General features: G+C 72.5%; 2 protein-coding genes (1 of these 2 cut by a window edge). Both read left to right on the plus strand.

All coding sequences use genetic code 11. The features are described from left to right. Positions 1–16,476 carry the 3' end of a lonely Cys domain-containing protein gene (locus ACWC5C_RS20895; protein WP_450877280.1) on the plus strand. 59,760 nt of this gene lie to the left of the window's left edge, so 16,476 of the gene's 76,236 nt are visible here — the last part of the coding sequence; the start codon falls outside the window, past its left edge; it ends in the stop codon at positions 16,474–16,476. Positions 16,477–16,625: 149 nt separating this feature from the next. Further along, on the plus strand, positions 16,626–17,375 hold the full coding sequence (locus tag ACWC5C_RS20900) for a type VII secretion system-associated protein (protein ID WP_450877282.1): 750 nt from the start codon (positions 16,626–16,628) through the stop codon (positions 17,373–17,375). Positions 17,376–17,408: the final 33 nt, after the last annotated feature.

Here is a 17,408-nt window from a genome sequence, read left to right on the forward strand (position 1 = left end):
TCGCTGCGGGACGTGGTCCGCGCGGCGGCCGATCTCCTCGGCCAGGTGCCCCCGGAGCAGCAGGCACGGGTCCGGCAGATCGTCGAGGACGCGCGGCGGGCGCTGGACGTCGTCGCCGATCCCTCCCAGCTGCCCCCGGTGGTGTCCATGACCCCGGAGATCACCTCGGTGGACGGCACCCGGGTACCACTGGACCAGATGGAGCGGGTGAAGCATCGGGATCCGCGGGGAAAGCCGGTGGCCTTCTCCTCCCGCCCGGCCCACGGGCGGGACGGCCGGGAGAACACCTACGGGCTGCTGCCCCAGGTGCGTCAGTTCACCATCCAGTCCCCCTCCCAGGCGTACCAGGGCCCGAGCGGGACGGTGGTTCCGGAGAGCGGCCCGTACCCGCTGCCCTTCGGCAAGGCGTATCTCGTGGACATCGGGGGCGACGGCGCGCTGGCAGAGCTCGGGATGCGGGACGGTTCGGGCAGGGCGTTCGAGTACGGCCGGGTCGTGGACTTCCTCTACGCCGCCGATCCCGATCTGGTCGCCCTGGAGGCGGAGACGGCGGTCGTGGTGACGGGCGCGGATGTGGCGGGTCCGCCGGCGCACGATCCGCTGGAGCGCACGATCGGGGCCCAGCTGCTGGCCAACTGGGCCGGCTGGGTGTGGACCACGGGCAGCGGGCGTCGGCCGGACATCGTTCCCGGCGACGGGCAGTCCGGGCCGCGGTTCCGGCTGGCCGAGGGTGATTGGTGGGTGGGGTTCCGTCCGGAGCCGTCGTTGGCGGAGCGGGCCGTGCTGGCGGAGCGGGTGACGGGTGATCGCAAGCGTGCCGGGGATGTGCTGCGGTGGGTGCGGGCGATCCGGCTGGTCTACGGTCCGATGCTGGAGGACGACACCGCGGCGTTCGAGGCGCTGCTGCGCGGTTTCCGGGCGCTGGACGGGATGCGGGCGGCGCGTGGTGACCGTTCGCCGCTGACGTGGCGGGGTCTGCGGCACGAGGTCGCGGCGTACTTCGCCGCGACCGGGCAGCCCGCGCCGCCGCTCGCGCAGGCGCTGCCGTTGGTCCTGCTCTCGGCCGCGGGTTCGGCAGGGGTGGATCTGACGCTGTCCGGGCTCGACCTGACCCAGCGGTATGTCAGCCTGCGCGCCTGGGAGCAGGCCGCTCCCACACACGCACCGCTCGCCCCCGCGCAGGGCTGGCCGTTGTCCGGCCAGGGCCCCGGTGGTTCGACGGTGCAGGGCTGGATGAGCCCCGCACCCGCTTCGTTCGCCGACGCCGCCCCGGGGTCGCCGGATGCCATGTCCGTGTCTCCTGCCCCGTACGACGCGGAGGCGCATTTCGACGAGATCCTGCGGGATGTCTTCGGGCAGCAGCCGGTGCCGGGGGCGCGGGAGGCGTTGCGGCGGCTGAACGCGCTGCGGGCGAGTTTTCCCGCGCTGCGCGGGGGGCCGCTGGACCTGGACGCGCTCACGCGGCATGTACTCATGCTGGCCGAGGACGCGCCCGTGACCTGGGAGGAGCGCGGTGACCTGCTGCGGGTGGTGATGGACCCGGCCATGGAGAAGGCCCCGAGCCTGGCGCGGCTCTCCGCCTTCTACCTGAAGCTGAAGGGCGCGCTCGGCAACGAGTTCCGTTTCACCACGTTCAATGGTGTGCGGGGGCTGAACTGGACCGGCGCACCCCTGGACGCCCAGCTCGACCTGACCCGCGTCACCGAGTTCGTCCGGCAGCCGAACGGCCGGCTCCAGCCGGTGAGGCAGCCGGGTCCCGCTCCGTGGGGCACGCCTTTCGCGGTGCTGGCCGATGGGGCGGCGTTGACCGTCGCGGTGCGCGGCGCGGGGGGCTTCCGTCGCCACGCCCCGAAGGAGGTCGTGGCCGAACTGCTCGGCCTCGACGAGGAACTGAGTACGCTGTCGAGCGACGTTTCCGTGCTGATGGGCATATCTCTGGGGACGGTCGGCAGCTTGGCGCTGACGCAGGACTGCGCCGACCTGCTGGGCCGGAACGTGTGGTCCTCGAGCGGTTTCGTCACGGTGGGGAGTGCGTTCGGCAACGATATCTCTGAGGGCCGGGCGTTCGCGGGTGGCTGGCTGCTCAGCGAACCGGACCCGACGCCAAGGCGTGACCACGAGGGCGAGGAGTGGGAGCGTCGGGTGCTCTCCCTACCCTTCATCGGCCCCGACCACCGGTCGACCGGGCACATGTCCCTCTCCCTCACCGGGCCCGCCGCCAGCCTGCGGACGAGGAGTCAGCTGCTGCTGGATCTGCCGACGGCGACGCACTTCGTCTATTCCGACCCGGCGACCGGGGCGGTCAGCCTGCCGCAACTGCTCCCCTGGGTGGCGGCGAACGAGCCCACCCCGTATTTCGAGGCCAAGCACGGCTGGCCGGGCGAGTCCGATTGGGCCCTGCTCGACCCGAAGACCGGCCGAATGGGGAGCCTGACCACGAGCGGGCCGCGGACGTCGGGTGCGCTGAAGCGGCGGCGGAGCTTGAACCGGCGGTCCGACAAGTCCCCCAACGTGCGGTTCGTGTGCTTCAGCACGATGCCCAAGGGCATAGGATTCGTCGGTCCCTCCGGCCCTCTGCCGTACATCCCGGATCCGCTGGCGGTCGTCTCCGAGGCCCAGCGGATCGCCACCGACGAGGGGCGGCCCACCTATGGATTCCGCCTCGTGGTGCTCAGCAGGGTTGCGACGGGCGCGGGAGCGTTCCCCGGTTCGGAAGCCGATGCCCGGGGCCGCGTGTTCGCCCCGGAAGTGCGGATGCCGGCGCCGACAGGGACCGTGCTGGAGACTCGGGCCCGGGACGCGGGGATGCATCAGGGGCCGGCTCCGGTGCCGGAGGCGACCTTGGAGCGGACGCTGCGGCTGGTGTGGCTGCTGCGCATGTGGTTCGGTCAACGGATCGACGGGGCGCCGGAGTATCCGATGCTGTGGCGGGGTGTCGGCGCGCTGGACATGATGCTGCGCAACGATCCCAAGCTGGACCGTGTCCCGCTGTTCACCGTGGAGCTGTTCGGTCACCTGGTGGCGGGGTTCCGGGGGCAGCAGCCGCCCGGTTCGCAGCTCGCCGAGCAGACCCTCGTGGCGACCATGCTGAAGCGGGCGGGCGAGCTGTGGGCCCAGGACCCGGACCTCGCGCTGACCGACTTCGTCCCGCTGCCGTTGGTCACCGGCGTCGCGGCCACCATGGCGGACCCCGGCTTCGACGCCCTGACCGCCCACACTCTTCAGCTGCACCCGAGCCAGGTGGGTGACGCGGAGCGGTCGCGGATGCTCTGGGCCGAGGTCAAGGTCCAGGATGGCCTGGCCAGGGTCGGGGGTGAGCAGCAGCTGGACGCGCTGGCCGTGGTTGTCCTCCACCTGCCGGCTCCTGATCCCGCGCGGCGTACGGAACTGATCCAGCTGCTCAGGAAGGCGGTGATCCATGGCCGCGACTTCGACGTACCCAGGGAACTGGCCGAGTTCCACCTGGAGTCCCGCGGAGCACTGGCCGCCGGTACGCTCATGACCACCACCGGCAAGATGACGCTCGGCCGTGACCACACCGGCAACACGACCGGTCCCCTCGACTTCGACCCGGCCAAGGTCACCTTGCTGCGCCGCGAACCCGACGGGACCCTCGTGGCGGACTCCACGGTCCAGGCACCCTGGTACGACCCGCGGGCGCGGGACGTACTGCCTTGGCTGTTCCGGGCGGATCAGCAGGGCGGCGATGCTGTCCTCGGCGCTGTCGGCGCTCCGGTGCGGCACCCCGAGGTCGGCGAGCTGAATTACCGCGATCCGGGCCTGGGCCATGCCCCCCTGAAAAAACCGGTCGTGCTGCTCGTGGAGGGGGCCAGGCCCGCCCCCGGTCAGCCGGTGGTGGCGAGCCTGCCGGGCCAGAACGCCCTGCTGTCGGGCCGGACCACCTACGCCGCGTACGGCAGGCCGACCCTCTACACCGACCCGGACACCGGGAAGACGACGGTGGCCCTGGAACCGGACGCCTCCGGCCGACCGCGCCCGATCACCGACATCGGTGCCGTCCGCCCGGCCGACGTCCGCGGGGCGTTCGGGAAGCCCCAGCCCAACGTGCCGCCGCCCGCACCCACTGCCCCGGCGCCCACGCCCGCGTCGGCGCCTCCCGTGTCCTTTGGGGCCGGGGGCTCCCCGGCCGGTCCCTCCCCCTTTACGGACACCGGCCCGTCCGCTCCCGCTCCCGCTCCCGCCACGGAGCTCTACGTCGACGGGGCGTCCGACGGCGAGCCGTGGTCGGTGTGGACCGCCGCCGCGGATACCGCGACCGAGCGGGACGTCGAGCGGGTACAGCCGGGAGAGATCACCGCGGGCACGTCCACTCCGGGCGGTGCGGGCCGCGCGCCGCTCGGCCACCGGCGGGACCTGCGGAACGCGTACACGTCCTACGACCCGCACGGGGACTTCGACCGGACGTTCCGCGACGGGCTGGAGGAGTTCCCGGCCGTCACCCAGGGACCGCGCGGCACCGTGTGGGGCCAGGGGCAGACCGACCCGGACCTGCACTTCTTCGTGGCCGATATGCCAGGGCTCGGTCTGCGGGGGGTGTACAACCCCGACGGCCCGAGCGCCGGACGGGTCTCGGACGACCGGGGACGGCTGTACGACGAGGGGCCCGCCTGGGACTGGTACCTGCCCGGACGCGGGCTCGTCGCCTCGTCCCGGATGCGCCAGATCACGTCACCGGACGGCAGTCCCGTCCCGGTCGGGTGGTCCGCGACGGGGCCGGTGAGCTCCACCCCGCCCGTCGACCCGGACACCACCGCGGCCGTTCCCGGGTTGTTCGGGAGCCACACGCTGCCGGACGCGATGTGGCGCGCGGGCAACGGCCCGCTCTACAAGTTCGACTGGCGTTCTCCCGCAGAGATCTTCCGGACGGGGATCACGCCGAAGGGCACCGACCCGGTGCACCTGATCGACCACGTCTACAGCAGCCCCGCGGGCACCGCCTATGTGAGCACCACCACCAATCCGCGCTACGTGCGGGACTCGGCCGACGCCGATCCGCTCAGCGCGGCCCAGCTGACCCGCCGTTACGTCTGGCGCTACGACATCGAGGTCCCCGGCGGCATCGATGTCAACGCCACGCTGGGCCTCGCCTCGCCCTTCCCCGACCAGCAAAAGATCGCCTTCCCGGGCGGGGTGCACACGCGCTTCATCCGCGGCGTGCAGCCGATGCGCGACGGACGGCCCGTGGGGGACTACCTCCCCAACCCCGACTTCGCCCCGCGTACCTCCCCGAACGAAGAGGTGACGCCCGCGCCACCGCCCCCGGGAGAACAGCCGGGCGAAACGGGCCCCCAGCCCTCCTCAGGGGTGCCGGCCGCCACCTCCGGACCCGCCACCGGCCCCGGTCCCGCCGCTGCCTTCTGGGCGTCGTCCGCCGCGCTGTCTCTCGACGACGTGAAGCTGGGAGTCGGCCGCCGGTTCAGCGCGCTCATGCGGGAGATCGGCCACCCCGTGGTCCTCGCCGGCGGGGCGCGGGGCAAGGTGCAATTCGACAATCCGCGCCCCTTCGAGATCCTGGAGTTACATCTCCCCGCGAACGCCGGGCAGCTCGCCGACGTCATCAACCGGGCCCTCGCGCAGTGGTTCCCCGGACCGTTGCAGGAGACCCTGAGCGCGAGCGCGGACGGACGTACGCTGTCCGGGGTGGTCCAGGGCGTGGAGATCAGCGTCGGCACCGCGCCCCCCGTCTCCACCGCCACCATCGAGATCGACGGCTTCACGCTTCCGGCCCGCACCGAGTCGCTGGCGGACACCGCGTGCTCGCTGGCGCTGCGCACCGACGAGGAACGGCGCGGAGAGGACCTGTTCGACCTGCTCTGGGGGCTGTCGGAGATGCCGGACACCCTTGAACTGCCGGTCGATGAGCTGGAGTTGCTGCGCGGTGCGGCGTACCGGCAGGCGGCTTCGCCCGGGGCCGTGGGAGGGCTTGCCGCACGGCTCCACCAGGTGGTGGGCGAGGTGAAGCGGGACCCCGACCTCCTGGAGGCGCACGAGGACACGTGGGGGGACGAATTCGACGCCGGGCGGCTCGACATCGTCTGGCTGGGCCAGGCCCTCACCAAGCTGGACGACGCGTTGCGCGCGGCGGAACCGCTCTCCTCCGATCCCCTCCGGGAACTGGCGTCCCGGCTGCCCGAGATGGCCCCCGCCGACCGGGCGCGGGAGCTGGCCGGGCTGTCGCCCGCCGAACGCGAGCGGCTGGCGTCCAACCGCGCCCTGGCCGACGTGTTGCACAAGAAGGTGCGGGACGGGGCGCTGCCCGCCACGGAGTTCGCCGAGACGGCGGCGCGGCTGATGCTGCAGATGCCGGCCGGGGTGGACCAGCCGGTGTCGTCCCGGACCGAGGCGCTGGCGTGGACGGCGCGGATGCTGCGCGACCCCGACGTGGCGGCGACGCTCCTCAAGGCCGGATCGCGGTTGGTGGTCGTGCCCAAGAGCGAGGCGATGACCTCCCTGGACGCGTTCCGCCAGTGGAAGGGGAAGCGGACCGGGCTGGGCAATCGGCTGTGGGACCAGGTCCGGGGCTCGGGGGGCCGGACGGTGCTGGCGGTGACGGAGGAGAACCTCCTCGGTGAGTTCACCAGCGTGCCGAGCGACACCCCGGCCTATGCCGACGGGTACTCCACGACCACGCACGAGTTCGCGCACACGATCCACCGGCACGGACTGAGCGAGGCGGACCGGGAGCTGATCACGCGGGCGTATGACACGAACCGGGCAGCAGGGAGTTTCGGCATATGGCCCGACGGCCCGTTGCACGGCTACGACGCCGAAGGCAACCGTACGGCGCCCAACTACTCCTCCCTCAACGAGGAGGAGTTCTTCGCCCAGCTCACCAACGCCTACTTGGGGACGAACAGGGGGAGGGACCCGTACACCCAGCACCCGCGGTACAACGGCGCGGACTGGGTCCGCAGGAACGAGCCGACGCTGTTCCCGCTCATGGAGCGGCTGTACGGGCCCGCTCCGGAAGCCACGGACGCGGCGACGGACACGGCGACGGACGCGGCCAATCCGGTCGAGGCCACCCAGGCGGAGAACGAGACCTACGCGGGATTCCGGGCGCTGTGGGACCAGGCCGAGGCGGAGGACGAGATGTACGCGGGATTCCGGGCGCTGTGGGACCAGGCCGAGGGCATCCACGTGCCGCAGCCCCACGCCGTCGTCCCGCTGCCTCCGTCCCCCGTACCGCCGGTCGACCCGGCGCTGGACGCCCCCGCGCCGCCGCCGGGGGCGCCGCCGGCGCACCAGGGTCCGGACGAGGAGGCCCCGGACCCCCAGAGCACGCCGCCGCTGCCCGGTGGGGTGCCGGCGATCGTGGTGACGCCCCCCGAGGGGGAGGAGCCCACCGCGGACCGCGACCCCGACGCGGAGCCCACCGGAGCGGCGGCCCCGGCACCGGCTGCCGGGACGCGTGATCGCGCTCCGTGGTACCTCGCCCACGGGGCGCTGGGCCAGACCATCGTCCCCAAGTCGGTGCAGACCATCGACTTCCGGCGGGAGCAGGCCGACTTCTGGGCGGAGCAGATCAGTGCACGCCTGGACCTCCAGGGGCCCGGTCCGCACACCACGCTGCGTTCGGGCATCAGGTCCGCGATCAGCGACCTGCTGCTCACCTCCGAGCCGAAGGACTGGGAGGACATCCTCGCGGCCGGCCGCACACTGGCCGTGGGCGGCCGGCTGGTGTGGCTGCGCCCGGTGCTCCGGGATCTGAAGCCGCTGCCGCGGACCAAGGGGGAGGTCAACGAATACCCCGTCGGATTCGGTTCCACCGCGACCGGCGGCCGGAGCGGACACGAGGTCGCCCAGGGGGTGGAGTCGACCCTGCTCAGCGTCGTCAACCTGGGGACGAACACCGTCGCGTCCGCGGCCGCCGTGCCCGCGCCCCAGCTCCACGTGGGGTCTTCCACGTCCAAGGACGGCGGCTGGTCGCGGACCGTCATGTCCGGCCGCAAGCCCTTCATCAACGAGCTGGCCCCCTTCGGCGCCGGTCTGCGGATGAAGGTGTTCGTCGACGGCGAGGACGCCACGCCGACCGTCTTCCACCAGGTCACGGTGGCCGACCGGATCCACGTCGGCATTCCCACCCCCTACGTCGGCGAGGACGGACCCCGCCCCGACTACGGCGCCCCCGAAGCCGAGCGTCCCCGTCACCGGCGCGCCGCACGACCCTCCCAGGCCCGGGAGCTGCTGCAGGCGGTCGACCTCACGCCCGTCATCGCCGGACTGCACCGGAACCTGCGCGCCGCCGGGCTGCCCGCCACGGCCGTCAGGAGGATCCTCCGGCAGGCCAAGATGGACCGGGCCCAGGGCTTCCTGACCGAGCCGACGGCCCGCAGCCGCTATCTGTGGTGGGCCGGCGGGGACTCCTCCAACAGCATCGAGGTCTCCGGGCCCTTGTTCGGCACGTTCCGGGGACACCTGCGGATCCGCCGGGAGATCGACAGTCTCCAGTACCTCGGGGACACCAAGGTCCCCACCCGCGACGACATCGGTACGGGCGACGGCATCAGCGCCGGCAGCGAGGGGGGTTCGGACGCGGCGTTCGGCTTCGGGTACAACACCGCCGGAGTCGGCGCGGGCAGTGACTCCTCAGGCATCGCGGACGACGGAACCTCCCCCCGTTCCGAGGACGGGCGGTCCGCCGAACTGTCGGGCCTCATCCCGGCCTTCGGCGTGAAGATCGGGGTGAACCGCGGAGCCGGCCACTCCCTGAACTCCTCGCGTACCAGCCACACGGTGCTCAACGACTTCGCCGAGCAGTCCCGCTACCGAGCCGGGCTGCGCCTCGAAGTGACCATGGAATCCAGCACGCACAAGGTCGCCCCGGTGCAGGTCACCACCGAGGGCGAACTCAGCGTCCCGCGGCGCGAAGCCCAGCACTTCGTACGGCGCACCATCGGCTCGGGCTGGACCGCCGACCTGCGGCCCGCGGCCGGCGCCCCGCGGCACCGCGCGTACGCGCTCCCCCCGTCGAGGAGGGTGCTGAAGCTGCCGGAGACCACGCCGCGCTTCCGGTTCCCGATGGCGGTGGAGCGGGCCGCGGGGCTGCTCACCCCCCATCCGAGGGAGCCGCTCGCCCTGGCCTCCCGCCGCGGCCTCGGCTTCGGCGTGCCGATCGCCCTGCCGGGTGCGGAGACCCTCCAGCCGGACCTGAGGGACGCCATCGAGCGGCTGCACGTCCTGGACGTCGGTGCCAAGGCGGCGAAGAAGAGCGACTGGGCCCAGGCCGACCGGGACCTGGCGGCGTTCTACGGCCGACCGGCCCTCGAAGGGGACCCGGCTGCGGCGCTCCTCGGCATCCACCGCACTATCCAGGTCGGCGGACGCCGCTACAAGGTCTCCGCGAAGGCGCGGTGGGGCGACCGGATCGACGGCCCCAGCCCGCTGGCCGACCCGGTCACCGAGGGCGGCCCGGAGGGTGACTTCCCCATGAAGGTCAACACCCGGGCCGCTATCGGGACCGCGACAGCCGGTGACCGTGGCACGGGCTGGAAGGCGAGCCTCACCTTCGGCGGCGGCGCCCGGCTGGCCATCCCCGAGTACGAGGTATCGCTCGGCAGGTTCCACTTCACCACCCCGCCCATCCGCATGCAGTTCGGTGCCGTGCGAGGGGTCTTCAGCAGGTCCAGGAAGAAGAGTGACAAGTACGGCGGCACCGCCGGCGGTTACCGCAGGACCGAGACCGCTCAGCGGATCGACGAGCACCGCTACCAGATGTCCCTGTACTGGACGGTCACACCCGAGGCGAAGAAGAGCCGGCTGAGGCCGGGCTGGCTGACCAGGCGCCGGTTCATGAACGGGCGCAACCCCTTCGTCGCCCGTGTGGTCGTCCCGCAGGAGCACACCCGCGCCACCCCGGTCACGCCGGAGCAGGCGCGGGCGGCCGGCCACACCGTCGTGGGAACGGCGCCGACCCGCATCGGCCGGCGACTGGACTTCTCCGGCGGAGCCCAGGGGATCTACCCCGTCTTCCACCTCATGCCCGAGCTGGCCGAGCTCGGCGCCCGGATGTACGCCGAGCGGCTGTACGCCGGGGAACGGAACCGGGCCACGCGGCAGAGCCTGATCGACGCCTGGCTCGGCAACCCCGCCGAGTGGCCGCAGGAGATCCGCGACCTGGCCCATCCCACGGTCCTCGCCTCCCACTTCGGCGAGGAGGTCCGCGAGGGCGGATACGAGAGGGAACTGGCGAAGGACGGCACGTACAAGCAGGCGCTGCGGCTGCGGATCCTCGTGGACAACGTGAACGACCTCGGGGCCGGCCCGGACACGGAGGTCGAGCACTACCTCAAGGGCAACGCCGTGTACGAATCCGAGGAGGAGGGTGAATGGGGCGTGGGCGTGACCGGCACCCTCGGCCCCCAGCTGCGGTTCGGCTCCGACGCGAGCAGCGGTGACCACCCCTCCGGCCCCGGCGGCAGGCTGGCCGTCCTCGGCAGCGCCTCGGCCACCAGGACCCGGGGCAAGGGGACGGCCGGGAGCGCCGGCCGGATCGACATCACCCGGGCCACCTACGGCGGGTCCGTGCACACGCTGCGCACCGACCCGGTCTTCGCACTGACCTACGTCCGCTGGCACGGCGACGAGCTCACCGAGACGACCCGGTATCTGCGCGCCACCGAGGCCCTCGATCTGCTCGTCCCCGAGCGGCGGATGTCCGACATCCTTCCTCACCCGACCGGCACGGCCGCCGAGACGGCCACTGAGACGACCCGGACCTATCTCGACACCGGCCTGCTCTCCGGGACAACGCACCCCGAACTCCTGCGCGTCGACCTCCTGAAGCCCATCAACGACCGGCTGCGCGCCAAGGGGATCATCCGCACCGAGAGCGACGGGACCACGGCACCCCGCCCCAACCTCCTCCAGCGGTCCCTGAAGGCGGCCTACGACTCGGAGGCCCTGCAGAGCGAGTGGTACGCGTTGACCAACGAGGGCGTGCTGCGATGGTTCCCCGTGCCCGGCCCGTGGGGCACCACCCGCTACCTGTGGGTGAACGTCACGGCCACCAAGCTCGACCGCCCCCACGAGCAGCGTCCCCGCGACGAGATCAAGCTCACGCTGCGGGGCGAGGCGGTCGAGGAGGAGTCCGAGAGCACCGATTCCGGCTGGGAATTCGACGCCGGTGTCGAGGTCCGCGCCCGCGCCGGGAACGAGAAGGGGCACGGTGGCATCGAGGCCGAAGCCGAGTACTCCGCCTCCCGGGGCACGAAGGACGAGAACGCCGAGAAGAATGTCGGAATCTACCGGGCCAACCCCCAGGACCCCTCCGAGGAGTTCGAACACGGCATCACCTTCCGGATCGAGACGGGGACGACCACCGAACTGCCGGAAGTGCTCACCACCCCCGCCCGCGGTGCGCTGTCCCTGGCCCGCCTGTTCTCCCGGCCCGGGGACGGCCCCGAGGGGACCCCCACCGTCTTCACCTGGCACGACCCCGGCGACGGCCCGGACCAGCTCGTGGCCGGCGACGTGCGGCTGCTCGTCCCCCGTCACCTCACCGCCCTGACCGACCGTCCGCAGCAGTGGCCCCTCGACCTCACCGCACCACGCGAGACCCGGGTCACCTGGCACTCGGACCCCTCACCGGCCCCGCCCGCGCTGCCCGACGCGTTCGTCGACAACCTCCACCCGTGGACGGTGCCCGCCGCCGCGCCGATCGGGCGCTGGGCCAAGCTGACGGCCGTACGCCACCGCACCGCCCCCGCCCCCGAGGTGGGCGAGCCGCCGCAGATCTCCGGCCTGCACCGCACCACCACCGCGGGCGTGCGCTACCACCACCGCACCAGCGGCAACGTGATGCGCCCCCGCGTCCAGGAGCTGCTGAGGCACGCCTACGGGGTCCCGCTCGGCGACCGGTCCGCCGTCGTGGGCCTGGAACTGGACGGCGCCGAGATCCTCGGCCCCCCGGAGGGCGTACTGCTCAAGCAACGCCGGTACCACCAGGCCGACGAGGAACCCAGCCACGAGACGCATCGGGACAGCGGCTGGCGGATCGCGGCCGGTCCCGAGGCCGGCGGTCCGGTGGACGATCAGAAATTGCTGGAACGCCTGCCGTTCGACGTCATGAACTGGGAGGACAGCGAGAGCCGAAGCGCCGCGCTGGGCGATACCGACGAACGCAACGCGGAAGGCAAGCGGCCCTATCGGGCCTACCGCTTCGATGTGACCGCGGTCGTCGACGGGCCGCACGGCACCGTACGGATCAAGGTGCCGGGCGGTCTCTACGGCGGGCTGCCGGTGGACAAGGACACCGGCAAGCTGGCCGACGGCCTGGAAGACGACCCCACGCTGGGCCCCCTCCTCCGCCCGTCCCCTCCGCTCCCTCCCGGTCCCGCGGCCCCTCCGTCCCCGTCCGGTCCTCCGCCCCCGTCCGACCCTCCGGCACCACCGCCCCCTCCCGGTCCCCCGGCTCCTCCGGCCGCTACCGCGACCCCGCCCGCCGATCCGCCCACGGCGCCGCGCCCCCTGATGCGGGACGCCTCCGAAGCGGTACGCGGGCGCACCCTGACCGGTGAGCGGGTCGACCGGGTGCGGGTCGACCGGATGGTGTCGTACCGGGTCAGGGCGGGACAGCCGGATGAGCGGGTGTCGGACGATCCCGCGCCGTGGGGCGGTGACGCGTACGTGGTGCGGGCTGTGCTGACCGCGGACGGTGTGCGGACGCATGACGGGCGGGAGCTGAGCTACGAGCAGTTCGCGGAGGAGCTGGCCAGCGACCCCGAGTTGGCGAAGCTGTCGAAGGACGCACCGGTGGTGCTGGCGATTCCCTACGCGGCGCGCCGCCGGTACATGGCGTTGCAGCGCGCGGTGGCCACCCGGCTGGGGCGGCGGGTGTGGGCGCCCAGCGGCGACGGGCGCCTGCGGTACGACGACCGGCTGGACGCGCACGTTCTCGCCCTGACCGATCCCGGCCCCGACCGGCCGCTGGGCGCCTGGGCGCCGTTCGATCCGCCGAGGGTGAAGGTCCCGTACACCGACCGCGAGTGGACGGCGCTGGACGGTACGAGGTTCCGCGACAGCGACGTGGACACCATGCCGATGGTGGACGAGAACCACGAGCGCTTCGGTCTGGAGTCGCACCGGGACGACGAGCCCAGGCGGCGCACCTTCGAGCAGCGGTACCGGTTGTTCCGCTCCGCGCGCCGGCTCAAGCACCTCGTGCCGCTGGCCGATGGCTACGCCGAGTCCGGATCGGAGGAGCTGCCCCCGAACGCGGCGGTCCACACGATCGTCGCCCACGGCAAACCGGGCCGGGTGGGGCTCAGCGTGCGCGGCCGCACGGTCTGGTTGAGCACGCGCGACGCGGGTCGTTACTTCGGCGGGCTGCAAGAGGTGCGCGAACTGCCCCCGGGCCACGAGCTGGACGTCGTGGTGTGCTGGGGCGAGTCCGAAGGGGACCCCTCACGCCCCCACCCCTCGACCGCGCCGGCCCCCTTCGTCGAGGATCCGCTGGAGGACGTGTCGCTCGGGCAGCACGTCGCCAACGAGAGCCGGTGCAACGCGAGCACCTACACCCGGCAGACCGGTGCGGACGCCGACGGCAGGGTGGTGTTCGACAGCCCCGGTGGCGAGGTCTCCAGGAGGGTGACCCACCGGCCGGAACCGCTGGATCACGAACTGGACTCTCTGGCGCGGGACGCGGAGTTGCACACCGGTCCGGGCGCGGCGTCCCCGGAGGTCCGTGCCACCACGCTGCGGCTGGTGCGGGCGCTGCGGAAGGTGCTCGGCAACGGCATCGAGGACGACCGGGCGGAGTACCTCAAGGCGTTGCGGGGGATCGGCGCGCTGGAGCGGATGCGCGCGCACGACCCCGAGCTGAGCGGGCTGACGCCCTTCCGCCTGGACCTGTGGACGTTCCTCGCCCGCCGGGCCGGTGGGTTCGCCCCGAGCCGGGCCGACTATCTGGCCGTGCTCGACGACGCCCGCGCCCAGCCGGACGCCCGGCTCACCCCGGACCCCGACCCCGCCCTGGTGTACTCCCTCGACCAGATGGCGAAGGGCGGTGACGCCCACGTGCGCGCGGTGCTGAAGCTGGACGACTCCGCGCAGGTGGGTCCCCGGCAGGTCGCGCGGGCCCTGTGGGCGGGCGTCGCCGCGTCCCAGCGCATCGCCCTGCCGCCGCGGGAGACGGCGGCGCTGGGCCGCAAGGTGCTGCACCTGGCGCCCGGCACCCCGTGGGAGGCGCCGAACGTCCAGGAGCTGTGGCGGGTGACGGCCAGGGCCGCCGCCCGGGGCGCGAAGGTGTCGGACGCCGATGTGCTGGCCGCGTACCACCTGGAGGAGAACGGCGCGTTCGACGACTCCATCCTGCTGGTGAACACGGCGCCCGACGCGGGCGGCGAGACCCTGCGGGGCGTCAACTGGAGTGGTAGGCCGGCACCGAACGGCATCGCATGGGAGAGCGTGGACGAGGTCGCCACCGAGGCCGGCGGAACGACCAGGCCGTACCAGCCCATGTGGCGGGCGCAGCAGACGGACATGCCCATCCTGCTGCTCACCGATACGGAACAGGCCGGGGGCGTGGTGCTGCACCTGCCCGGACTCGGCCCCGTACCGGTGTCCGAGGGGGAGCTCCTCGCCCTGACGGACCTCATGACGAGGTTCCACGCGATCCCCTTGAAGACCCCGGCCGTGTTCCTCACCACCGGTCCCGGAGGCGGGCGGCAGCGCCCGGTGTCACAGGCGTACTCCCACCGCACCGGGCGGTTCGCCTACAGCTATACGGCGCCCCTCGACGTGGTCGGGACCGATGCGTCGGACCCGCTGCGCATCGCGGCGCACCGGAGGGACGGCGACGGGAAACGGGGCAAGTGGGTCCAGACCCGCTGGGAGAGGCCGAGCGACGTGGCCGGGCGGCCGGACGCGCCGGCGGCCGTCCGGGCGTCCTCCGTGCCGTCCGGTCCTCCCGCGGTCGAGGACCCGGGCGACGTCGCGGCGCGGCCGGAGCCACCGCGCCACTCGCCGTCCAGGCGGGCGAAGTTCGGCATCGAGCTGGAACTCGTCGCCACGGTGCCCTTCTACGCCCGGGGGGTGGTGCTCGCCCGCGGCAACGGCTGGCGACTGGAGACCGACACCCCCGACGATCCGCCGTACACCCGCTCCGACCTGGAATTCGTGCTGGACCCGGTGTCCGACTTCGAGCAGGTCGAGAACGCCCTCCGCGAGATCATCGCGCTCGTCGCGCGGATGCGGGCCCTGGCACGGGCCGCCCCGGACAACCGGTTCACACTGTCCGGCTTGCTCGGAGGAGCTTCGGCCCGGGCCGGTGTCAGTCTGGAGCGGGACGCGACCGTCACGGCCAACGACGTCAGGTTCCGGGCGACGCTCCAGACCACCTACGGTGTCGGCCTCGATGATCTCGCCGCCGCCGTCACCGATCTGCTCCCGGCCTGGGAGGTGGAGGGGGTGCGGCAGAAGGTGTCCCAGATCGAGGAGTTCTTCGCCGGGGCACACGGCCGGCGCCCGGAGCCCCGCGCCGTTGAGTTCATGCGATTGATCGTCCTGTACATGGAGCGGGCGGAGAGGGACAACGGCCCGTTGAAGCGACGGCAGGTGCGGCGTCATGTGGTCGCAGCCTTCCGTCTGATGGCCCGCAGCGACTTCTGCTCCGTGCGCGACAAGCTGCTCACTGACGAGGAACGCGAGGACGTCGACCTCCTTCTGCTCCGCCGGCCGGGGCAGGAGATCCCGGACCTCATGCGAGCGCTGGGGTACGCCCCGGGGGAGCGGGTGTTCCGGGAGCCCTACGAGGACAAGGACAACGACCTCAACGAGGGGCCCACCAAGGAAGACTGGCTGCGCTCGATCGTGTACGGCAGGGGCGAGGGCGCGTTCAAGAAGGACCTCCTCTCACCGCCGCCGGGTTTCCCCCTGCACACCGGGGATCTGGATGTGGACTTCGGTATGGGCGCTTTCGGCGTCGACGAGGAGAACCAGTTCATCTTCTTCGAAGCGCGTGCGGCGCCGTACCGTCCCCGGTCCGCGCCGCTCCACGGTCTGACCATTCTCCTCGCGGCGATGGAGTTCACGACGGCGATGGACTACAACCCGACCCTGTCGCAGGGCTCCACCTCCGTCACACCATGGCCCAAGGCGGTCAGGGAAGCCGTCAAACTCGAAAATTGTTGGACGTCGCTGAGCTCGTTGGTCCCGGTCGTCAAACGGGCCGCCACAGCGCCCACGCCTTCCGCCAGGCGGATGCTGGCGCGCAGTCTCGGCAGCCTGCAAACGGAGATCGACGACCTCCTCGCGACCGACGGCTTCGACCTGCCGGAGGCATTGGCCCGACTGCGCACCGTGTCCGAGAGCCTGTTGGGGTTGCGGCGGGCCTGGTTGGGGACGGAGGACGTGTCGGCGGCCTTCCCGGAGCTGGAAGCGGCGATGGCGGAGTTCGAGGAGGCACTGTGGGAGGCCGGAGCCGACTGGGCGAGAGGTGACCGGACGGAGCAGTGAAGTCAAGCCTTCCGAGCCCGGGACACCGGCGGCCCACGGGTTTCCAGGCGACAGGTACGTGCGAAGGGCCGCCGCTCCCCGTCCGGACAGCCGACAGCCGACAACTGATCCAGATTTCCACACCACGCACACCGATGGAGTTTCCTCCCATGACGAGTTCTTCCGGTACTCCGGACGACGAGCACGAAACCACTCCGGAGCCACCGGCCACGGGCGAATCCGGTGGCGGGAGTTCGCGTGCCTCAGGGAAGCAGGGCGGCCCGAACGCGGTGCTCAAGGGCGAACCCGGCTTCCGCGAGCCGCCCGAGGACTACGTCAAGGCCGCCGAGGTGGCCCCCGACCACTGGCTGTCCATCATCGACCGGCACTGGGACGGTGAGGAGGGCGAGCCCCCGCCGTCCTGGGCGATCCTCGGGCGCTGGCGCAGTGATGAGCGGGGCGAGATCGTCGAGTGGGAGGAGAACACCGCGTACCGGCCCTCACCCGACGCGCACGGCTGGGCCCGCCCGGTCAGCCCCGCGGACGCCGCCGTGCAGCTCGTCGCCACCGGCTACGGCTCACAGGAGCTGTTCGCCCTGGTGCTCGCGGACGCCGAAGTGGCTGTGTGCGTCGACGAGGGGGGCGAACTGGCGGTCACCGAGGCTTCCGACGGGACCCCCGCGGTGCCCGTCTTCTCCCTCTCGCCGGAGTTGGAGGACGACAAGCTGCCCGCGCACGAGGTGATGTCCGTACCCGATCTGCTGGACCGGCTGGCCGAGGGGAAGGAGATCCTGTTCCTCAGCTCCTCGGCCCCGGTGGGGCAGCTCGTCACGGCGAGCGCCCTGCGGGAGAGCAAGGCCGACCTGGATCGGTACGAGGCGGAGGCCGCGGACGGGGGACCGGCGGCGACGGGGTGGTGACGGGGCGGGGGAACGCGTCAGCGCCCGTGCTCC

The organism is Streptomyces sp. NPDC001700 (assembly GCF_053596435.1).

Bases quoted from the DNA above. Each gene is read 5' to 3' on its own strand.
- ACWC5C_RS20900 (WP_450877282.1), top strand. From the start codon at position 16,626: ATGACGAGTTCTTCCGGTACTCCGGACGACGAGCACGAAACCACTCCG.